This is a genomic window from Shewanella scandinavica (genome assembly GCF_031932065.1).
Classification (GTDB): Bacteria; Pseudomonadota; Gammaproteobacteria; order Enterobacterales; family Shewanellaceae; genus Shewanella; species Shewanella baltica.
Genome location: NZ_JAUOES010000029.1, coordinates 1 through 20,842, shown reverse-complemented (window position 1 = coordinate 20,842; position 20,842 = coordinate 1). Strand labels below are relative to the sequence as shown.

The window sequence follows — 20,842 nt, the reverse complement described above, 5'->3', positions numbered from 1 at the left end:
TTAATCATGCTGTTGGTAAATCGCTTTTATCCTGTTTCGCAGCCAGGTGATTTTGGGGTTGTGGCTGTTTCTCTTATGCCAAATCAAGGTAAAAGGGATCGCGAGCTTATCAAGATATTCGCCACTTATCGGGATCGGACGAGTGACTAAGTCAGGGTGTAATTGGCGGGCATATTGCTCACAATATTGTGGCGCGATTGCCATCATACTGTGGTGAGGCTCTGCCGCGACAAACAGTGACTGCTCAAAGCTGGCCAAGGTCAGTACTATATTGCGACTTAAACCAAGCTCAATAAGTACATCATCTAAGGCCCAGGTTTCGCTCTTTTCCCACAAGATATTGATATGCGAGTATTTTAAGAAAGTGTCTATATTCCACTCTTCCTGCAAGGCGGGATGATCGCGGCGTAAATACACCTGAGGAAGATCGGTAAATAAAACCTCAAAATCGATAAAATACGGCAATAAATCAAGGGACTCCTTGGAACGAGGATGACTTTCTCGGCCAGTAAAACCTATGTCAGCCTCACCGCGAATAATGGCCTCCAGTGAATCATAATCCCAATTTCGTACTTTCACTTTTGCATCAGGGTAGTGTTGGTAAATCGCCTGCGTTAATTGATTAAGCATAATGAGCGACAAAGGTGACTCAAGCATCAGCTCAAAACTGAGCCCTTTAGCCATATCGTCCCCGCGCTTGCCCATAAGCTGTTTGCCCATTTGTAACCAATCGGCTAAGTCTTGCTCCATGCTTTGAGCTAATGGCGTTAACTGGAATCCATGCGGTGTTTTGACAAACAGAGGATCGTCAAACCAATCACGCAATTTCGCCAAGGATTTACTCACGGTCGATGGCGTAACATTGAGCTTTTTAGCGGCCTTAGTCACACTCCGCTCTTGTAAGAGAAGTTGTAGAGTAAACAATAGATTAAGGTCAAGACGTGCGAGTGATTTCTTCATCTAGATAAACGCTCGGTGCTAAAGGCACGCATAATATGAGTAAGGTACTGATAACAGAGCCCAAGGCTAATATCAGCAACAATATGTTAAGTGGACTAATACCTATTAACCCCATCAGCCAAATATACAGTGCTGAAGTACAAACCTGTGCAATACCTAACAATGAACTTGCCACCCCAGCACGCGATGCAAAGGGGCTCAGTGCTTGGCTCATAGTCACACCAAATCCAATCGCGAATCCGCTACAGACAAAACCAAAGCCTAATAAATTCACATTAAGACTAAAATATTGCACCTGAGTTAGCACAAACACTAGCGCGGCAGCTGCAAATAACAGCTGTGAAATCAACATCAAACTTTTTTCTTTAAGCACAGCAAGTGCAAAAGGAGTCGAGAACGATACCAGCATACTCACTAACGCTGTCAATGCCATAACATTAGAATATTGACCACGGTCAAACCCCATCTGCCCCATGATCAGCATGGGAGACACATTGACATAACTGAGAATCGTAGTCACACCTAGAGTCGTCATAACAAGCCGGCTGAGGAAAAAAGACTGACGAAAAGATTCTTGCGGCGCCAACTGACGATTAACATCCTCAATCCTACTCTGCGCAGGCTTAGTCTCCCGTAATATAAAAATACATAACAAACAGACTAATAGTCCCATGCCTGCCATAGTGCTAAACAGACTCTGCCAAGGGAACTTGAGCATAATTACATGCCCAATAACAGGTGCAATGACCGGGATAATGCACGTAATACCATTGATCATTGAGAGCACTTTAGCTCGGCGCTTATCGTCTAAGGTGTCGCGTAAAATAGCAAAGGCAACAACGTAACAGGAACCAGCACCAATTCCCTGCATAAAACGTATGAGTAAGAACTGATTGCTTGTCTCTGCCATACCACCTAAATACGAAGCTAAAGCAAAGACAATAGCGCCGAATAGAGTGACAGGCTTGCGCCCTAATCGGTCCGCTACGCTGCCAGCAAAAAGCATAGTTGCCGCCATTCCGCCAAGATACACAGAAAAAGCGATATGCAACTGTGCTTCACTCGCGCCTAAATCCTGCGCGATTTGCGGTAAACCAACCAAGTACATATCTATCCCAGTTGGATACAGAAGCACTAAACAAAAACTACACAAAAGATATCGCAACATATACCTCACCCATCTCCTCGCAAATAAGTTGCGCCTAGAGTAGTGGGGCGAGCGCAGTTAAGTGAGTGGCTTTTTCGACAACAGGTATTTCCGTTTGCGACCAAGGGATATAGGCCGTGGAATTGGCCCTAAATTGAAGGAACAGAAGGAATAAAAACAAAATATCCCCTGCACTGGCTAGCACAGGGGATATGGCGGCGAATGGTCAATCTTCTATTCTATGAACCCAACACTCATTGCTGAGATGTTAAGGGTGCAGGAAGGACTTGGATGGTTAAACTGCCCTCTGCTGGCAAATATTGCTGTGCCAGTTTACTAAGCTCTGCCGGTGTCATCTTCTGCGCCAACGCTTGCCTTTGTTTGAAAGCAGCAAAGCGTCCAGGATAACTCTGGGCATTTGACGCTAAATCTAACCAAAAACCATTGCTCTGCGGCGCGGCTTGCATCCATTCAAGCACTGGTTGGCGGGCTCGGTTAAGTAAGTATTCGCTAATCCCCTGCGGCTGCTTCACTTGGTTAACTGCAGCGGTGAAATACTCGGAAACCGTTGGCAACATGGCTTGAGTCGTCACGCTAAACAAACCTAAGTATCCATAACCGCTGGCATTGAGATCATTGTAAGAAAAGGCCGATGGCGAATAACTCGCGCCCGCTTTTTCTCTCACATTTTCCGTTAATAGGATGCTGAGCACTTGCTCCAACAATCCCAGTCCAGCGTGTTGGCTTAGGTGAGTCATATCCGTTGTTGGCCACACCATGGCCAGCGCCGCTGAATCTGGATGACCATAGTGTGTTAACGTCATCTTAGCCGGCACTTTCGGGAACACAGACACTAGCGATTGGCCATGTTCAGTGGGGCTGCGTTTGATTGCTCCGAGAGTTTCAGCCACAGCAGTAATGGCGCTGGCTTCGTCGAAATCCCCCACTATGGCGATTTCAATTGCCCCTTGCTCGACGGCTGAATGGAAACTCGGCGCCAGCTCTGCAAACTGACGTTTTAAAATTTCTTCTGGTTCACCATAACCATAACGTTTATCACCACTGTGGGAGATACGGTCAAACTGATTAGAAAACTCAGTTTGCGGGTTGCTATGGAGACTTTGCTGCTCGGCAATCACTTGCTCGCGGAACAATTGCTCGGCCTGCTTATTCATGCCGGGTTCAATCAAAAAGGCCGTCATTAAGCTAAGCTGCGTGCGCAGTTCTGCGGCATTGGTACTGATCTCACCGCCAAAACTCTGCTCACGCACGCCTAGGTTGATGGAAATATCTTGCCCAGCAAAAATCTCCTGCAGGCTTTCATAATCATGGGCCTTGAGTCCACCCTGCACAAACGCACTGTTAAACAGATAAGATAAGCCATCTAACTCAGGAAATGGTACTTCACCAAAGCCAATGTTGAGGCTGACCAAAGTAGTGCCTTTATTAAAGTCAGTAGGTTTAAGATTAAGGCGCACACCGTTGGCAAACTGCAACTGACGAATGCCCGTTTCGGCATCGCGACTATCGGCCACTAACTTACCTTGATCGCCAAATTGAGTGTATGCAAACTCGTCAATTGCCTTAGTTGCTGGCGCACTCACAGCTTGTTTGCGGCTTTTCTCATAGCTAGCGATAAGCTGTTTTTCAACATTTTCGATGGGTTTATTGCTCGTCAGGTACAGATACGGCGTAGCATTCCATGTCTGATTAAACACTTGCTTTAGCTTTTGCGGCGTCACTGTCGGCAGTATTTTTTCAAAAAATGCCAGCTGCCATTCAGGCTCTACAGGCACGCGCTTTTCTGCGACCGAGTAGACTAACCCCTCGGCAATATTCACACTGTGGATAGTACTGCTACCCGCAGCGCTGAGCTGATATCCTTTGTGCATACGTTTGATTTGTTGGTCAATTTCCTGCTGACTAAAACCAAACTCTTGTGCTTGGCGCAGGGTTTGCTCCAATATTGCTATGCCCTCTTGCCAGTTATTCTCCTGCGTACCTAAGCTCATTTGAGTGCTATAGGCGAGATCAAATTGCTCCCCAACCTGCAGGCTAACGCCAGATAAACCTTGGCTATGCAGTAACTGCGACTCCATTCGGCGATACAAGATGCCGTGGGCGAGTTCGAGCAGTATTTCCTGCTCGCGCACGGCAGGGCTGTCGGTAGGGTATGCCATAGGTTTGAGCATACCGAGGGAAACCGAGGTCGATAGGCTAGGATCGAAAAATGCCGCAGCCTCGACGCGTTGACGCTCAGCGACAGTGCCAATCGCTTGCGGCTTCACCTTCGCCGCTAAAGGCGCCGCCTGCCAACTGGTAAACTGTTGTTTTATCTTTTGTTCAACTGCGGCTACCTCGATATCACCGACCACTATTAAGGTGGTGCGTGAGGGCGTGTAAAAACCTTGGTATAAAGACAGCAGCGTCTCGCGAGTAGCATTCTTGATGCTGTTCGCCTCACCCACAGGTAAGCGCTTTGACAACAGTGTATCTGGCATTAAAAACTGTAATTGATTGCGGTAATTCTCCAGATCCGCACTGCTACGCTCACGCAGTTCAGCCAATACCACCGCTTTTTCACGCTCGATAAGCGCCGGGTCGAGTAATAAATTACTGCCAATTTCGCGCATTAAAAACAAAGCGGTATCGACTTTATCTTGGCTATTACTGGGCAAGTTGAATTGATAAACCGTCTGCTGAAACTCAGTCACAGCATTGGTATCGGCGCCAAAACTCAGACCAAGACGCTGCAATGTCGGGATCATCTCCCCCGCAGCCAAACCCGTCGAGCCATTAAAGGCCATGTGTTCAAGAAAATGCACTAACCCCTGCTCGGTATCAGACTCCACCACTGAGCCCACGTCCACCCGCATACGTACTATGACAGCCTGCTCTGGCGTCTTATTGCTCACTAATAAATAGCGCATGCCATTGGCAAGTTCACCAGTATGGACTCGCCCACTCATGGGCAAGTCAGGCGTTCCCATCCACAGCGGCTCTTCGCTCGCCTGTAGTGGTAATGCCACAGTTAACAATGTCAGCAGTAGCCACTGGCGCATCAGGCTAATCGCCTTGAAATTATTCATTAAAATTCGCACTTTTCCCCCAAAATCAAACAAGAAACCTAAGAAGCGCATACCTAAGTTTCAGATAAAATAAGCAGTCACTATAGTACCTAAAGCACTTTAAGTCACAAAATCAATACCTTATGGCGTACTAAAAATAGTTTATAGCCTTGATATTTAGCAGGAATATCTTGAAAAATAAGCGCGAGGGGATAGGGCAAAGGATAGCATTCAGTAAGCTAAAAATTAGCTTATACCAACCGTATTAGCTCCCAGATGTTAGCAGTGACGTTAAAAAAGCAGAATATAAGTGATTAGAAATATATTCCGCTTTCATATTCAGAAATTTAAACTAACAAGGTGAGAGCATAAATAATCATCGCCCAATAGAAACAAAACAGACAAATCCATATCCAATTCAACCAAGTTAAGCGCGAATTATCAGGATATTCCACAGATTCAAGTGCAAAAATTAACTGCTTTTTGAGCTTGATACAGCGGATATAAAACAGCTAATGGAATAAATATTGATGCCACAACTAATGATATTGGCAACGTTTCAATTTGATTAAGAATTCCGCCAACGACTAACAACACAACATAAAATGTCGCCATAGCTGAGCTATTCCAGCGATACTCTCGATTATCTTCTTTAATGTATTCACTAATATAAACAAATAGAGAATGTGTATAAAAGATAGAAAAAAAGCTACGCGCTATTGGCCATGCATCTAAGTCATAGTAATTTTTTAAAGCCTGCCACTGTTTATAAAACCAATAAACTTGGTAGAGACCAAAGGTCGCAATAAACATGATAATTAACTTGGTCAGTGATACATGAAACAGTGGCACACTGTGACTTTTACTCTCTACCTTGGTTAACTTATCATCACTTTCCAACAAACTGCTTTCCTGACTCATTGTCTCTTCCATGGGAATATTCCTTTATATAAATAATGCCTAAGCCATATAGCTTTCTATTAGTTACATCATCTTGATGTGATGCGTGCAACATTCTAATTGAAAAGCTGAATATTGCTAAATAAATTAATTTACAAATTAGTCACAACTAGAAGTGTGTGTCATAAAAAAGCCCCACAAATCATTGCGGGGCTTTACAAAATGAGATTATGTCGACTTTAGCATCTAAATTGACGCTAGTACTTCATAGCAATTAAAATGGGATATCGTCGTCCCAGCCATCATCCAAATCTGGAGTGAAGTTTTGCTGTGGTTGTGGTGCTGGACGTTGTGCCGGTGCTGCTGGCGCTTGATAAGCTGGCGCTGGAGCGGCTTGCGGCTTAGGCGCATAACCACCTTGTTGTGGTTGTTGAGCCTGTGGCTGACCATAACCTTGCTGCTGGGCAGGTGCTGGCGGAGCATATTGTTGCTGAGCTGGCGCTTGGTAAGCAGGTGCTGCTTGAGGCGCTGGCGCATATTGATTTTGCGCAGGCGCGGCTTGTTGTGGTGCAGATTGATAACCTGCGTTTTGTGGCATGCCGCCGCCCATTGGCGCGCCTTGTGCTTGGCCACCTTGACTACGGCTACCTAGCATTTGCATGCTACCGCTTTGATCGATAACCACTTCAGTGCTGTAACGGTCTTGACCACTTTGGTCTTTCCACTTACGAGTTTGCAGTTTACCTTCGAGATAAACCTGTGAACCTTTACGCAGGTATTCACCTGTAATTTCAGCTAATTTGCCGAACAGAACCACACGGTGCCATTCAGTACGCTCTTGCTGTTGACCTTGTTGGTCTTTCCACGATTCGCTGGTCGCAACTGTGATGTTAGCGACTGCATTACCGTTTGGCATATAACGCACTTCTGGATCTTGTCCCAAATTGCCAACCAAAATTACCTTGTTAACACCACGACTGGCCATTGAAATCTCCTGCGATTCTTTAAATAATCTATTAATTCAGTATGTTGTTTATCTGTGTCGCCATAGAGGAAAATCAGCTTCCCCAAATACCACACGGCAGACCCAGATATTATTGAGCAGAGCCTAACACAGCTCGTGCTTCTCTTAAATCGAAATGCTCATCAACCTTCAAGTAAGCCACTTTCTCGTCCAACACGACGATCGCTTCGACGACACCCATCAGCTGTGATAACTGAGCCGCCATATCCCGCGCTTGCGCCTTGTCTTTGACTTCGGCTTCTAAGGTGTAACTCTTTAACAGCACGGGATTTTCCATGTCCAATGTCAGGAATAACCAAATAGACATTAAGATCACAGCAACGATAAACACCCCGACCGCGCCCACTAATTGGAAGGCGCCACCGCCCAGCATACCACCACAAAAGGCCCCTAAAAACTGGCTAGTGGAATACACGCCCATGGCCGAGCCTTTTTCACCGACGGGGCAGAATTTGGCAATCAAACTGGGCAGTGAGGCTTCTAAATAGTTAAAGCCAGTGAAAAACAGCACCACTGCAAAACTCAGCACCCATAAGTTGTTAGAGAATAAAGCCATCGCCAGCAGCGCCACTATCATGATCACTAAGGCGATTTGGAACATAGCTTTAGTATTCTTACGTTTAACCCCAATGATGATTAACGGCACCATCAGGAAAAACGCGCCCACAAAAGCGGGGAAATACAGCATCCAGTGTTTTTCTTTCACGAGCCCCGCATCCACCAGATCCAGCGGCAAGGCCACGAATACTGCGGTTAACACTAAATGCAGAATAAAGATCCCCGCATCGAGTCTAAACAACTGGGGATCGGTCAACATACGCTTGAGTCTGGCAGGCGTGGCTAACGTGTCACCCTTAGGCGCGTGGGAAATCGGATTCGGTACTAAAAATTGCACGATCAACATGCCCGTCACAGCGAGAATCGCCGTGAGGAAGAACAAGCCTGATAAGCCCACATGTTGTGCCACAATCGGGCCGACCAGTAAGGACAGCGCAAAAGAGCCGCCGATACACATACCGATAATCGCCATGACCTTAGTACGCTGTTCGTCGCGGGTTAAATCCGCTGCCAGCGCCAACACGGCTGCGGCAATCGCGCCCATGCCCTGCACTGCGCGACCAAACACCACGCCGTAAATCGAATCAGCGTTGGCGGCAATCAAGCTACCAATGGCAAACAGCACCAGACCGATAAGAATAATCGGCTTGCGACCATATTTGTCAGATAAAATCCCCATGGGGATTTGCAGCACAGCTTGAGTCAGACCGTAGGCGCCGATAGCAATACCGACCCACAGCGGCGAGAAGCCTTCGAGGTGCTGACCATAAAGTGCAAAGACGGGCATGATCATAAACAAGCCCATCATGCGTAAACCAAATACACTGGCTAAAGAAAACGCGACTTTTTTCTCAGTACCCGAAAGTCCGTTGTTACCCATGATTTTGCCCTGGATTGAAGTCTTTTAAGGGGCGCATGTTACCACACCCAAAAGGATTTGCTCAAAAGGAAATAGTGGCCTAAACCACTGCCTGTACAGTTAACTTTTATCCCGATTATCACAGACCTATATTGACCGTGCTCAGGTTAACATGTTTATTTTTCTGCCCTATTTAACGCTCAGGCACAGGGAACCGAGTCTAACATAGTGTTCACATTTGTCCTGTGAGTCAGTACGCAACAACCGCATTAATCTTAGTTAATCCACTCGGTACATAACTGTTACTGTCAGCAAGGTGATTAAAAGCCAGTGCCAGCCCTAGGATTGGTGCCGATCACAGAATCAACTAAACTCAGCCGCGGAACTGTGCGATACTTATGCTCATTTTTTTAAGCATATGGCATTAGAGCGATAGATGGATAAGATTGAAATACGCGGCGCACGCACCCACAATCTCAAGAATATCAACCTGACTATCCCAAGGGATAAACTGATTGTCATCACGGGCTTATCGGGATCTGGCAAATCCTCCCTTGCTTTCGATACTTTATATGCCGAGGGCCAGCGACGTTACGTCGAGTCCCTGTCAGCCTATGCTCGCCAATTTTTGAGTTTGATGGAAAAGCCCGATGTGGACCATATCGAAGGCTTAAGCCCAGCGATATCCATAGAGCAAAAATCCACTTCCCATAACCCGCGTTCCACCGTGGGCACGATTACCGAAATTTACGATTACCTGCGCTTGATGTTTGCCCGTGTGGGTGAGCCGCGTTGTCCGACACACAATCAACCTTTGGCGGCGCAAACCGTCAGCCAGATGGTCGATAAAGTGTTAGAAATGCCCCAAGACAGCCGCTTAATGCTGCTCGCGCCTGTGGTCAAGGCTCGTAAGGGTGAACACGTTAAATTGCTCGAAGGTCTATCGGCGCAGGGTTATATCCGTGCGCGTATCGACGGTGAAGTGTGTGACTTAACCGATCCACCAACCTTAGATTTACACGTTAAGCACACGATTGAAGTGGTCGTCGACCGCTTTAAAGTGCGTGACGATATCAAGCAACGCTTAGCAGAATCATTTGAAACCGCACTGGAACTCTCCGGCGGCATCGCGACCGTTGCCACCATGGATGACGATACAGGTACTGGTAAAGCAAAAGGCGAAGAACTGATCTTTTCGGCCAACTTCGCCTGCCCGCACTGCGGATATTCGATGGCGGAATTAGAGCCAAGGATCTTCTCCTTTAACAATCCAGCCGGCGCGTGCCAAACCTGTGATGGTTTAGGGGTACAACAGTTTTTCGATCCTGAGCGCGTGATCAGCAACACTGAGCTGTCACTGGCTGGCGGCGCGATTCGCGGCTGGGATAGACGCAACTTCTACTATTTCCAAATGCTCAGCTCACTCGCCGAACACTATAAGTTCGACGTCGAAGTGCCCTATGAGCAGCTCAGCGAAAAAGTCCGCAAGATCGTCCTGTACGGATCAGGCAAAGATAGCATTGCCTTTAAGTACATCAACGATCGCGGCGATGTGGTGGTGCGTAATCACCCCTTCGAAGGCATTCTCAACAACATGGACAGGCGCTATCGCGAAACCGAAAGCAACTCGGTACGTGACGAATTAGCCAAGTTTATCAACACCCAAGCCTGCCAAAGCTGTGGTGGTTCGCGTCTGCGTGAAGAAGCCCGTAACGTGTTTTTAGGCGATATCAATCTGCCGCAACTCACCACTTGGTCGATTGGCGAAGCCTTAGATTACTTCGAAAAAGTCGAGTTTAGTGGCCAAAAAGCGCAGATCGCCGAGAAGATTTTAAAGGAAATCCGCGATCGCTTAGGTTTCCTCGTGAACGTGGGCCTCAATTATTTGAGCCTATCACGCTCGGCAGAAACCCTCTCGGGCGGTGAAGCCCAACGAATTCGACTCGCCAGCCAAATTGGTGCCGGACTTGTCGGCGTGATGTATGTGCTCGACGAACCTTCAATTGGCCTGCATCAAAGGGATAACGAACGTCTACTGCAAACCCTGATCCACCTGCGGGATTTGGGCAACACAGTAATTGTGGTTGAGCACGATGAAGATGCGATCCGCATGGCGGATCACGTGATCGACATAGGCCCTGGCGCTGGCGTACACGGCGGCGAAGTGATTTGCGACGGCCCGATTGAGAAAATCATCGCCTGTGAAGAGTCAGTTACCGGACAATATATTTCCGGTAAGCGCTGCATTCATATCGATACGCCGCGTATTCCGTTCGACAAAACTCAAGTGATTGAGTTGTTTGGCGCGCGCGGCAACAACCTGCGCAATGTGGATTTAACCATACCGATTGGCTTATTTACTTGTGTAACAGGCGTATCGGGTTCAGGTAAATCAACCTTAATCAACGATACCTTCTTCAAGATCGCCCATAGAATGCTCAACGGGGCGACTGTGGATGAGCCATCACCCTATGATCGTATCGAAGGGATGGAGCTGTGCGACAAAGTGGTCGATATCGACCAAAGCCCAATTGGCCGCACGCCGCGCTCTAACCCTGCCACTTATACTGGCATCTTCACCCCAATTCGCGAGATTTTTGCTGGAACCCAAGAGTCACGTACTCGCGGTTATCAAGTCGGCCGCTTCTCCTTTAACGTTAAAGGTGGCCGCTGTGAGGCTTGCCAAGGCGACGGTTTGATCAAGGTCGAAATGCACTTCCTCCCCGATGTGTATGTACCCTGCGATTCCTGTAAAGGTAAGCGCTATAACCGCGAAACCTTAGAAGTACGCTATAAAGGCAAGAATATTCACGAAGTACTGCAGATGACAGTGGAAGATGCGCGCACTTTCTTCGATGCCGTACCTGCCATTGCCCGTAAGCTGCAAACCTTGATGGATGTGGGCTTGTCCTATGTGCGCCTCGGCCAAAGTGCGACCACACTTTCGGGCGGCGAAGCTCAGAGGGTGAAACTTGCTAAAGAGCTGTCTAAGCGTGATACGGGTAAGACCTTGTATATCTTGGATGAACCGACCACAGGTTTACACTTTGCCGATATCCAATTGCTGCTCGATGTCTTGCATCGTCTTAAATCCCACGGCAACACGATTGTGGTGATTGAGCATAATCTGGACGTGATCAAAACCGCGGACTGGATTATCGACTTAGGCCCAGAAGGCGGCGGTGGTGGCGGGATGATTTTAGTCACAGGCACGCCGGAAGACGTCGCCGAGCATCCAACCTCCCATACGGCACGCTTCTTAAAGCCACTGCTGGAACGGGATATTGAAATGGCAAAGGCCAATAAAGCCAAGGCTTGAGTTTTGAGCCCTTGGTCTGAGTAGAATAGAAGCGCAGTCGCATAAGCACTGCGCTTTTTTTTTAGCTCAGCAATCCAATATGCTTAAGCTATCGCATACATAGAGATCTCATTGAATTAGAATCGGATTTAGGCAAAGATGATATTCATCTTCTGGCGAAGGCTTCAGCGATAAGGAATGTCCATGCGTGATAGCACTCAGTCCCCAGTGACTCACCTTATGTTACCGAGGCAACATCAATCACTTTTAAATAAAAACCTAAGCGACATAAACCTTAGTGACATAAACCTAAGCCCATCGACTCAATTCAACCACAGTCGCATCGGTCAGCTACTCGCCAAGTTCACGTTCATGCACCTTATAAGAGATCAATTCCAAAGACTTGGCTTATTTGCACTGGCCTGCTTTGTTGCTACTACCCTCACTGGCTGCGCTAACTCACTAGAAACCTGCGCGCGCACTGAGCTTAAACTCACTTGGGCCGAGCCCGCAGAGTTACAAGCGACAGTGACAATATTAAGCTCGGACGAATTTGAAGGCCGCAAAACCCAAACTCAAGGCGCGGCCAAAAGTCGTGACTATATAAAGCAGCAATTTCAGGGGCTAGGTTTACAGCCTTGGGGAGCGGACTTTATCGTGCCGTTTGAATATCAAACCTTCTTCACCCAAGAAAATGGCGCCAACGTGGTCGCCACCGCCATGGCGACAGAGCCGACGAATCGATGGCGTATTATCGTCGCCCACTACGATCATTTAGGCATGAGCGGCAGCAAGATTTACCACGGCGCCGATGATAACGCCTCCGGCGTCGCTGCTATGCTGGCGATTGCCAAACATTGGCAGCAGCAATTTGCCCAGCAATCGAACACCTTACCTAAGGTGAATCTGATGTTTGTCGCAACCGATGCCGAGGAACCTGGGCTCTATGGCAGCATAGCCTTGGTCGAACAACTCAAAACCCGTCTGCCAGAGGCGACTTTTGAGCTGATGTTGAATTTAGATATGGTGAGTCACCCAGGCAGGCCCTATGGAATTTACCTTGAAGGCAGTCGAAACTTCACTCAGTTCAATCAATTTAAACCTCTACTTAATCAACAGAACCGACTGTGCATTAAGCTCTCCCACCCTAAACCCGTTGGTCGAAGCATACAAAGTACCGATTGGCTGCGGGCGTCGGATCATTATCCCTTCCACAAAGCCAATATTCCTTGGTTGTATTTTGGCGTGCCGACCCATCCCCAATATCACACCCCTGAAGATACAGTCGAGACAATCGACATCACTTTTCTTGCGGCAGTGACTGAGTCAGCATTTGAGTTACTTCAATTAAATGCCGAATATTTAAAGAATTAATGGGAAGTGGCGCGTTTCTTGCTCAGTTTTAGCGAAAAAAATGCAGAAAACAGGTTAAATAGCGTGACTCTGATTGGTAAAGTGGCGTCCATGCTGCTATAATCCGTCGTTCGCGGGAAATCGACACGGGGTTGATTTTCTGTCTGTGAAACTATTAGCGCCATTTCGCGCGCGCATCCACAAGGCTACAACCCAATGTCATCCGATGAAAGAACTTTCCGTGAACTCGGCTTATCCGAGAATTTGTTGCGTGCTCTTGACGAGCTAGGTTATGAAAAACCAACGCCAATCCAGTCAGCCAGTATCGACCCACTTATGGCTGGCAAAGATATTTTAGGTCAAGCGCAAACAGGTACAGGTAAAACTGGCGCCTTCGCTTTACCACTACTAAACAAAGTGACCAGCCAAACCACGCCGCAAATTTTAGTATTAGCGCCAACACGTGAGTTAGCGGTTCAGGTTGCTGAAGCGTTCAGCAGCTATGCCAAATTTATGAAAAATTTCCACGTACTGCCAATTTACGGCGGTCAAAGCATGCAACAACAGTTGAATGCACTGAAACGTGGTCCACAAGTTATCGTGGGTACGCCTGGTCGTGTTATGGACCATATGCGTCGCGGTACTTTGAAACTCGACTCATTAAAAGCACTCGTGCTCGATGAAGCCGATGAAATGTTAAAAATGGGCTTCATCGATGATATCGAATGGATCCTTGAGCACACGCCAAGCGAGCGCCAACTGGCGTTATTCTCTGCCACTATGCCAGAGCAAATTAAGCGTGTTGCAAACCAACACTTACGCAGCCCAGTGCATGTTCGTATTGAATCAAGCCAAACAACGGTTGAGTCAATTGAGCAGCGTTTCGTGCAAGTATCACAGCACAACAAACTCGAAGCTTTAGTACGCGTATTAGAAGTTGAAAACACTGAAGGTGTAATCATATTCGTGCGTACTCGTAACTCATGTGTTGAGTTAGCCGAGAAGTTAGAAGCCCGCGGTTATGCTTCATCACCACTACATGGTGACATGAACCAGCAAGCCCGTGAGCGTGCAGTTGACCAACTAAAACGTGGTAAGTTAGACATACTGATCGCGACTGACGTTGCGGCCCGTGGTCTTGACGTTGAGCGTATCGGTCACGTTGTGAACTACGACATTCCGTATGATGCCGAAGCTTATGTACACCGTATTGGCCGTACTGGCCGTGCTGGCCGTACTGGTATGGCGATCCTGTTTGTGACAAGCCGTGAAATGCGCATGCTGCGCACGATCGAGCGTTCAACTAACAGCCGAATTTCTCCAATGAAAATCCCAAGCCCAGAGACTGTTGCAGAACGTCGTCTATCTCGCTTAGGTGAGCAATTGGCTGAGACGATCAACGGCGATTTAGATTTCATGAAAGAAGCGGTTGCTCAACTATGCCAACAGTTAGAAGTCGATACCGATCTTCTCGCCGCAGCCTTGTTGCATCAAGTACAACAAGAACGCCCGCTTCAATTGCCAGCAATTCAAGAACGTGCCCGTGATGAGCGCAGTGAACGTACTGATCGCGGCAGCGAGCGTAGCGACCGTGGTGGTGAGCGTGGTGAACGCAGAAGTCGCGAACCGCGTCCAATGCCAGCCAGCTTAGGTACAGCTGAAGCGTTGAAAGATAACCCAGATTTGAAAATGTGCCGTTACGTCATCGACGTAGGTCGTGAGAATGGTGTAGGTGTGGGTAACATCGTTGGCGCTATCGCGAACGAAGCTAACATCGACAGCCGTTACATTGGCGCAATCCAACTTTATGATGCAGTGACCACTGTTGACCTGCCAGACGGCATGCCAAAAGACGTGTTACAGCACCTACGTAAAGTACGTGTTTGTGGCAAGCCATTGAACATCCGCGAAGCTGGCGATCAAGTATTTGTTGATTCAGGCCGTAGTGCTCGTTCAGACCGCCCTGCTGGTGACCGTAAACCACGTGGCGATCGTCCAACGGGTGACCGCCCAGCTGGTGACCGTAAGCCACGCGCTGCGTCTACTGGTGACAAGCCATTTGCTGACCGCAAACCACGTGCAGACAAGCCTGCCGGTGAGCGTAAGCCACGTAAACCACGTGAAGACTAATCTAGCTTAAGCTAGAGACTAAAAAAGGAGCCTAGGCTCCTTTTTTGTTGGCTTGACATCGCACTAGCTCAAAGCAAACTGGCCAGTTGATATTTCAAGCTGATATAGTCAGTACAAGAATGTCTAGCTTAAGGATATAAAATGGATTTTTTAGCACTGATAACTTACCCATTTATCTCGGCACTTCCCGAACTCGCTAAGTCATGCCACAGAGATAAAACGTTATTAATCATGGTACTTGTCGGTTGCACTCTGTTTGCGGGCTTTATTGGAATGTTAGTCGCAATGGCAAATTAACTTGCAGTTAAGCCAACATGTCTATTAGTGTCGACTTAGTCTTTAGCAACGCATCTAGTGTATTTCGATGAAAAAAGCCCTTACCGCTGGACTATTATCCGCCTTCGTCGCCCCTGGCAGCGGCCATTTTTACCTAAAACATAAACGCTCGGCACTGGTATTTTTTAGCTTAGCGGTCGTGAGTCTTGTGCTGTTGCTATCGCAAATCTATCAAGTGGCGCAAGTCATCGCCTTAGATATTCAAAACGGCATCTTACCGCTAGATATCGGCGTAATTTCTGCCGAAATCACCCAACAAACCCAGACCACAATTGCCAATGCCAATGAACTGCTCTACGGCTTTATCCTCTGCTGGTTAGTGGCATTACTCGACAGTATTCGGCTTGGGCTTAAGCAAGATAAGCTGGATACACAAAGTAACCGCTAAATACCTTCTGACTCTTAGTGAGGCCGTAGCGACAAAAGCGATTTTGATATTGACCTAACATTTTTAATCAATTGAAAAATTGGATATTAACCTTTAGCTACCATGAAAATAACACCATAAACAGTCAAGATGGATGACGATATGTTAACTGAGCAACAACACAATTTTATCCTAAGTGAAGTGTCACAACCCGTGATTACCATTGCCCGTGAAGTTAATTTTGCCGAGCGCTATGCCTCCATGTTAGCGCGCTTTCCTAAACTCCCTGGCGATTTTAATCCTAAGGTGCCGACGGAGCGTCAACAAATATTGGTTGCCCAGTTCCCATACCCGATCCGCTTTTACACAAGTGAGGGGGGATATTACATGCTAAATGCGAAAAAATTCGCCTACCGCATATGACACTTATGATGGAGATGCGGCAGTGGGTTACCTTCCGTTTTAACCTATGGCGTGAAGATATGCGCATCGGTGGCGGCTCTTACCAAAAGATTGCCGTGGCAGAGCGGTTAGCACGAGGTGCAGAGATTGACTGGGATAACGACTGGCGTACACAACGCCAGCCATGGTGCTATAACGAAGATCAATTACAGACGGTGCTAACCGAAAGTTTTGCACTATTTGATGACCTTTGTAAGCAATTACCTAAGTAGTCACAGGAGTTAATTGAGATATATGCGGCTAAACAGGTTAACCGCATAGGAATAAATTATTTAGGCCATGCTTTAATCAGGCTGTGGTAGCAAGAGACCAGTAAATCAGCCGCTTGGGCATAATCAGGAATAATTTCAGGACAATAAAGTGCACAGCGGCTACCCGCATTACGCGCGGTTTGCAGATCAAACAGATAATCGCCTACATACAGGATATCTGCGGGGGCGAGTTGCCACTGCTGGCAAATAAGATGAATACCTTCGGGATGCGGCTTAGGCTGCGCGTCGTAACGCGTTAATACTAGTTCAATATCTATGCCGAGCTTATCGATAGTGATTTGCGCCGCTTCCGGCATATTGCGGGTCAAAATAGCCAAGGGCAGCGATTTAGCCCGTAGGCATTCGATAAGCTCACGCGCGCCATCAATCCAACTGGCATTGAGTGAGCTTTGTCTCTCGTACTCATGGACGATTTCCAGCGCCTGAGCCTGTGCTTCACCCGCACTCAGGCTATCGACATGGGCCAAGATATCCGTACCAGAATGAATCCCCAACTCACGCCGCAGACCAGCAAAATCCGGATTAGAATGCGCTAAGGTGCCGTCGAGATCGAAGATGACCCCACGGATATCCTTAAGTTTTAAATCGCTAAGTCTGGTGATCACTGGCTTTTCCCATTAGGTGAAAATGTACGCCTTAAACAATCTGCAAACGCTTAGCCTGACGATTGCGATACAGTGGCAGTAATTGTACCACCATCACAGACACAATAATGACGCCAATCCCCAGCAGAGATAATCCATCTAATTCATCGGCATGGAAGACTTCTGGCCACCAGCCAATGCTAACCACCAAAGCAGTGGCGCTAAAGCTAAATACCGGCGTTAGGGCCAGCATGGCACTCACTTGTGCCGTCGGCCAGTACTTCATCGACTGCCCAAAACAGCCATAGGCGATCAAGGTATTGGCGGCGCAAAACAGCGCAATCTGCCACTCGAAGCTGTCCATACTGGCAAACTGACTAAAGTCGCTAAAGGGAGCCATTACGAAAATACCTAAGCCATAGATCACTAAAAGCACGTTCGCGGGCGATAAACGATTGAGTAATGATTTTTGCAACAAGGCATAGCTAGTCCACGACAACGCCGAGAACTGGATAATCATCACTCCAATCCAAACCTGATGATTATTGGCGCCAGATAAATCCAAATACGGATGGAAAAACATCAACATGCCTAAGGCCAGTGTCGCAAAACAACTGAGCTGCACCGCATTCAGCCGTTCCTTAAAAAACAGCACGCCACCAAAGGCAAGGAAAAAGGGCGAAGTCTGGAAATTCAGCTGGGCAGCACCCGGCGCGAGATAATCAAGAGAGTAAACAAAAGACACATAATTGAGCATCAAAAACACGCCCGCAAGCACTAACCTTAACCAGACTTTGGCATCGAGCGCCGCAAATTGCTTAAGGCTACCCGCGCTCCATTGGATCAATATGCTGACCACAAGCGCGACCAAAAAACGAAACCAAGTCAAAGTGACAGGATCGATAAAAGCCCCCGAAAGCTTCAAAGCTATGGGTAACATGCCCCAAAATACAATCGCAACTGAGATGAAGATAAGCCCGAGTTGAGCATGATTATTTGCTTGATGGGCGTTATGGCTAAGGTTCACGGAGATGTCCAGTAGAGACCGCAAAATGGAGCGTCATTCTGGCACTGAGTCAGCACAATATCTAGCGGCACATCATGGAAACATTCGCGTTAGATTGGATACTTTAGCTGACACTGATGTGGAGCAAGTTTCAGCATCTTACAATAATTGAAATATTGGCCGCACTCTTGACCCAGCGGCAGCTGATTTACTAGGAAAGCCAACATTGGCATTTCCCGCGATGGCAATAACCGAGTATATTTGGCCGATTAAATGGCTTCTTCACACACTCTCTAGGCCACTTCTTTTTAAGCGAACGCTTTAAATAGGAAAGTTAATGTTATCTACCGCCACGATCGAACAAGTTAAAACGCATATTCATGCCGCAGCCAAAGAATTAGCCGAGCGCCGCGTCGCAGGCACCAGCGGCGATTTACTGCTCCCAGAGCTGAGGCCAACCAGCTTCGAACAGGCCTTCGCCATTCAGCAAAGCGTGGCTGCCATCTATAAGGCTAACAACAATCCTATAGCAGCGTGGAAATGCCTATTACCCTCGGCGGAAAAAACCGTCGTAGCGCCTATTTATCAAGCTGATGTATATCAACAATCTGCCACTTGTCCACTCTATCCGTCGACTAAAGGGCTGGCCCGCGTCGAACCTGAACTCGCCTTCGAGATTGCTCGCGATTTACCACCAAGAGCCACACCTTACACAGAGGCTGAAATCGACGCGGCCTTAGGTAACACACGCTTAGCCTTGGAATTGATCAAAAGCCGCTACCACACACCCAGTGAAGCGACGCATTTTGATGCCCTCGCCGATGGCTTAGTCAATCAAGGATTGTGGTTAGGCCCAGTACTTAATCCGCAAAAAGATTTAGAAACCAGCCATTTCGAACTCAGCGTTGATATTGCCAATGGCGAGCACCAGCAAAGCGACACACTGCAAAAATCCGCCATTCATCCCAACGGTTTCCCTAAGGCGGTACTCTACTGGTTAGTTAACTTTTTATCTGCCCAAGGCATTGGCTTAACTCAAGGGCAATATGTGATCACAGGCTCCTACGCTGGCGTCCTCGATCTGCCATTGGCACAGATCTGCAAATTTGAATACGGCGCGCTTGGACAGTTCGCAGTGACTTTCACAGCTAAGTGATTGTGGCTAATAGAAGTCATTACGGATCATAAAACGACAAGGCACTGATAAATAAGCGAACTCAGTTTCAGCTGGGCTCGCTTATTTTCAATCTCAGTTCTCAGTGCTCAGTTATCTGCATTCCCCACAAGCATCATTAACAAAAGCCAAACTAACTTGCCTCAAAATGTACACCTATGTATCATCTAAATTCATCAATAATAAGGATATATAGAATGTCACACGGGAAAATGCTGCCAATAGCCTGTCTTCTTGCCCTCACTTTAGGCACATCTCTTAGCGTGCACGCCTCAGAAAATAGCTTTGCCAAAGCCTATAGTGACTATCAAGCCGCCGTAGAAAAAGGCGATGCAGCTAAGATTGAAGCGAGCGCAAAAATCGCTTACCAACTCGGCGAAGCTCAATATGCCAAAGACAGTGTCGACTTAGCTAACCTCGCCTTGAATTGGGCCAGCGCGATAGAGAAGCAAGTTGCACCCTACCCATTTACAGAAAAGAATCTACCCAAAACGGCTAAGGCGAATGAGTTGTATCAGCTCGCTCTGGCTAACTATAAAGTTCATTATGGCAAACAAGCGCTTGAGCTTATCGATCCCTTACTGGGCGCTGCGCAAACCGCCGTCGAAGCCAAAGATGCGAAAGAGGATTTTCTTACTGCTATCGCAATTGCTGAAAAATCCGATAAAAAGAAGCTGATCGCCGATGTAAAAATAGCAGCCTTTAACCGCTTATCTAATACAGAGCTATACACGAAAAGCGTAAGACGCTATGCCTTCGATGCCTATGATATTTATAAAGAGATTTTGCCAGAGAACGCCATAGACAGAGTCAAAGCAACCTTTACTGTTGGCGCTGTTGAATTTGTGGAAAAACATGATAGTAAAGCCGAACCTTTACTGCTAGAAGTGGTTAAACAATTCGACGCACTCAATTTTAGTCATCCCTATGCCTTGAGTGCCCATGCGTATTTAGTCGAACTGTATGAGCGCCAAGGAAAGCGTGACGAATCCACCGCTCACTGTATTGCTATCGGCAAAATGCGTCCTTGGGCCGACGCACAGGAACAACAACCTATTTTCCGTACCGTCCCAGACTATCCAATGTCCTATGCTCAGCGAGGTAAAAGTGGCTGGGTTCAGCTTAAATTTACTGTCGATGAGCATGGCTTCGTCAAAAATCCTGAAATTTTAGCTTCTAAGGGTGGTGCTCTCTTCGAGAAAGAAACACTAAAAATGATAGATAAATGGCGTTACGCACCTAAGTTTGAAAATGGTAAAGCCGTTGAGGCACAAACCACTGTGCAACTGGATTACACAATCAGTCGATAACTCATTACTTCAGCCCGCTATTTCACCTCATAAC

The 20,842-nt window shown here is 47.3% G+C and carries 17 protein-coding genes; 9 read left to right on the top strand and 8 right to left on the bottom strand.

Annotation, left to right across the window (positions count from 1 at the left end):
* The 6 genes from yidZ to Q4Q50_RS19150 all read right to left on the bottom strand — a co-directional run bounded on the left by yidZ (position 1) and on the right by Q4Q50_RS19150 (position 8,537).
* A complete protein-coding gene (yidZ, locus tag Q4Q50_RS19175; protein WP_311900672.1) occupies positions 1–960 on the bottom strand; it encodes an HTH-type transcriptional regulator YidZ in 960 nt (319 codons plus the stop codon).
* Positions 935–2,128: an MFS transporter gene (locus tag Q4Q50_RS19170; protein WP_311900670.1), complete on the bottom strand. Its 1,194-nt coding sequence runs from the start codon at positions 2,126–2,128 to the stop codon at positions 935–937. The genes yidZ and Q4Q50_RS19170 overlap by 26 nt, the downstream gene beginning before the upstream one ends.
* Before the next feature lie 233 nt (positions 2,129–2,361).
* Positions 2,362–5,169: a M16 family metallopeptidase gene (locus Q4Q50_RS19165; RefSeq protein WP_311900700.1), complete on the bottom strand. Its 2,808-nt coding sequence runs from the start codon at positions 5,167–5,169 to the stop codon at positions 2,362–2,364.
* A gap of 465 nt (positions 5,170–5,634) precedes the next feature.
* Positions 5,635–6,108, bottom strand: coding sequence for a hypothetical protein (locus Q4Q50_RS19160; protein WP_311900668.1), 474 nt, complete (start codon positions 6,106–6,108; stop codon positions 5,635–5,637).
* Between the two features lie 241 nt (positions 6,109–6,349).
* Positions 6,350–7,060, bottom strand: coding sequence for a single-stranded DNA-binding protein (gene ssb / locus Q4Q50_RS19155; RefSeq protein ID WP_311900666.1), 711 nt, complete (start codon positions 7,058–7,060; stop codon positions 6,350–6,352).
* Between the two features lie 109 nt (positions 7,061–7,169).
* A complete protein-coding gene (locus tag Q4Q50_RS19150) occupies positions 7,170–8,537 on the bottom strand; it encodes an MFS transporter (RefSeq protein WP_311900665.1) in 1,368 nt (455 codons plus the stop codon).
* Positions 8,538–8,952: 415 nt separating this feature from the next.
* On the opposite strand from Q4Q50_RS19150, the gene uvrA reads away from it, so the two are divergent.
* From uvrA to Q4Q50_RS19115, 7 genes are all read left to right on the top strand, one after another.
* On the top strand, positions 8,953–11,835 hold the full coding sequence (gene uvrA, locus Q4Q50_RS19145) for an excinuclease ABC subunit UvrA (RefSeq protein ID WP_311900663.1): 2,883 nt from the start codon (positions 8,953–8,955) through the stop codon (positions 11,833–11,835).
* 183 nt (positions 11,836–12,018) lie between these two features.
* Positions 12,019–13,188 (top strand): M28 family peptidase, encoded by a 1,170-nt coding sequence (locus Q4Q50_RS19140; RefSeq protein ID WP_311900661.1) that lies wholly within the window; start codon positions 12,019–12,021, stop codon positions 13,186–13,188.
* Between the two features lie 195 nt (positions 13,189–13,383).
* A complete protein-coding gene (locus Q4Q50_RS19135; RefSeq protein ID WP_311900659.1) occupies positions 13,384–15,297 on the top strand; it encodes a DEAD/DEAH box helicase in 1,914 nt (637 codons plus the stop codon).
* 141 nt (positions 15,298–15,438) lie between these two features.
* Positions 15,439–15,594, top strand: coding sequence for a hypothetical protein (locus Q4Q50_RS19130; protein ID WP_157600311.1), 156 nt, complete (start codon positions 15,439–15,441; stop codon positions 15,592–15,594).
* 67 nt (positions 15,595–15,661) lie between these two features.
* Complete coding sequence (locus Q4Q50_RS19125) at positions 15,662–16,021, top strand: hypothetical protein (protein ID WP_311900657.1); 360 nt, start codon at positions 15,662–15,664, stop codon at positions 16,019–16,021.
* Between the two features lie 141 nt (positions 16,022–16,162).
* Positions 16,163–16,423, top strand: a complete 261-nt coding sequence (locus Q4Q50_RS19120; protein WP_311900655.1) for a hypothetical protein — start codon at positions 16,163–16,165, stop codon at positions 16,421–16,423.
* Between the two features lie 14 nt (positions 16,424–16,437).
* Positions 16,438–16,674, top strand: coding sequence for a hypothetical protein (locus Q4Q50_RS19115; RefSeq protein ID WP_311900653.1), 237 nt, complete (start codon positions 16,438–16,440; stop codon positions 16,672–16,674).
* Between the two features lie 56 nt (positions 16,675–16,730).
* On the opposite strand, the gene Q4Q50_RS19110 is transcribed toward Q4Q50_RS19115, so the two are convergent.
* The gene (locus Q4Q50_RS19110; RefSeq protein ID WP_311900651.1) at positions 16,731–17,339 is read right to left on the bottom strand and encodes an HAD family hydrolase; all 609 of its coding nucleotides are present in this window, start codon (positions 17,337–17,339) and stop codon (positions 16,731–16,733) included.
* Positions 17,340–17,370: 31 nt separating this feature from the next.
* On the bottom strand, positions 17,371–18,345 hold the full coding sequence (locus tag Q4Q50_RS19105; protein ID WP_311900649.1) for a DMT family transporter: 975 nt from the start codon (positions 18,343–18,345) through the stop codon (positions 17,371–17,373).
* A 316-nt stretch (positions 18,346–18,661) separates the two neighbouring features.
* On the opposite strand from Q4Q50_RS19105, the gene Q4Q50_RS19100 reads away from it, so the two are divergent.
* A complete protein-coding gene (locus Q4Q50_RS19100) occupies positions 18,662–19,480 on the top strand; it encodes a hydratase (protein ID WP_311900648.1) in 819 nt (272 codons plus the stop codon).
* Between the two features lie 215 nt (positions 19,481–19,695).
* The gene (locus tag Q4Q50_RS19095; protein WP_311900646.1) at positions 19,696–20,808 is read left to right on the top strand and encodes an energy transducer TonB; all 1,113 of its coding nucleotides are present in this window, start codon (positions 19,696–19,698) and stop codon (positions 20,806–20,808) included.
* The last annotated feature ends 34 nt before the right edge of the window (positions 20,809–20,842 follow it).

Bases quoted from the DNA above. Each gene is read 5' to 3' on its own strand.
- Q4Q50_RS19160 (WP_311900668.1), bottom strand. From the start codon at position 6,108: ATGGAAGAGACAATGAGTCAGGAAAGCAGTTTGTTGGAAAGTGATGAT.
- Q4Q50_RS19140 (WP_311900661.1), top strand. From the start codon at position 12,019: ATGCGTGATAGCACTCAGTCCCCAGTGACTCACCTTATGTTACCGAGG.
- Q4Q50_RS19125 (WP_311900657.1), top strand. From the start codon at position 15,662: ATGAAAAAAGCCCTTACCGCTGGACTATTATCCGCCTTCGTCGCCCCT.
- Q4Q50_RS19120 (WP_311900655.1), top strand. From the start codon at position 16,163: ATGTTAACTGAGCAACAACACAATTTTATCCTAAGTGAAGTGTCACAA.
- Q4Q50_RS19150 (WP_311900665.1), bottom strand. From the start codon at position 8,537: ATGGGTAACAACGGACTTTCGGGTACTGAGAAAAAAGTCGCGTTTTCT.
- yidZ (WP_311900672.1), bottom strand. From the start codon at position 960: ATGAAGAAATCACTCGCACGTCTTGACCTTAATCTATTGTTTACTCTA.
- Q4Q50_RS19115 (WP_311900653.1), top strand. From the start codon at position 16,438: ATGCGGCAGTGGGTTACCTTCCGTTTTAACCTATGGCGTGAAGATATG.
- Q4Q50_RS19165 (WP_311900700.1), bottom strand. From the start codon at position 5,169: ATGCGCCAGTGGCTACTGCTGACATTGTTAACTGTGGCATTACCACTA.
- Q4Q50_RS19095 (WP_311900646.1), top strand. From the start codon at position 19,696: ATGTCACACGGGAAAATGCTGCCAATAGCCTGTCTTCTTGCCCTCACT.
- ssb (WP_311900666.1), bottom strand. From the start codon at position 7,060: ATGGCCAGTCGTGGTGTTAACAAGGTAATTTTGGTTGGCAATTTGGGA.
- Q4Q50_RS19170 (WP_311900670.1), bottom strand. From the start codon at position 2,128: ATGTTGCGATATCTTTTGTGTAGTTTTTGTTTAGTGCTTCTGTATCCA.
- Q4Q50_RS19130 (WP_157600311.1), top strand. From the start codon at position 15,439: ATGGATTTTTTAGCACTGATAACTTACCCATTTATCTCGGCACTTCCC.
- Q4Q50_RS19100 (WP_311900648.1), top strand. From the start codon at position 18,662: ATGTTATCTACCGCCACGATCGAACAAGTTAAAACGCATATTCATGCC.
- uvrA (WP_311900663.1), top strand. From the start codon at position 8,953: ATGGATAAGATTGAAATACGCGGCGCACGCACCCACAATCTCAAGAAT.
- Q4Q50_RS19135 (WP_311900659.1), top strand. From the start codon at position 13,384: ATGTCATCCGATGAAAGAACTTTCCGTGAACTCGGCTTATCCGAGAAT.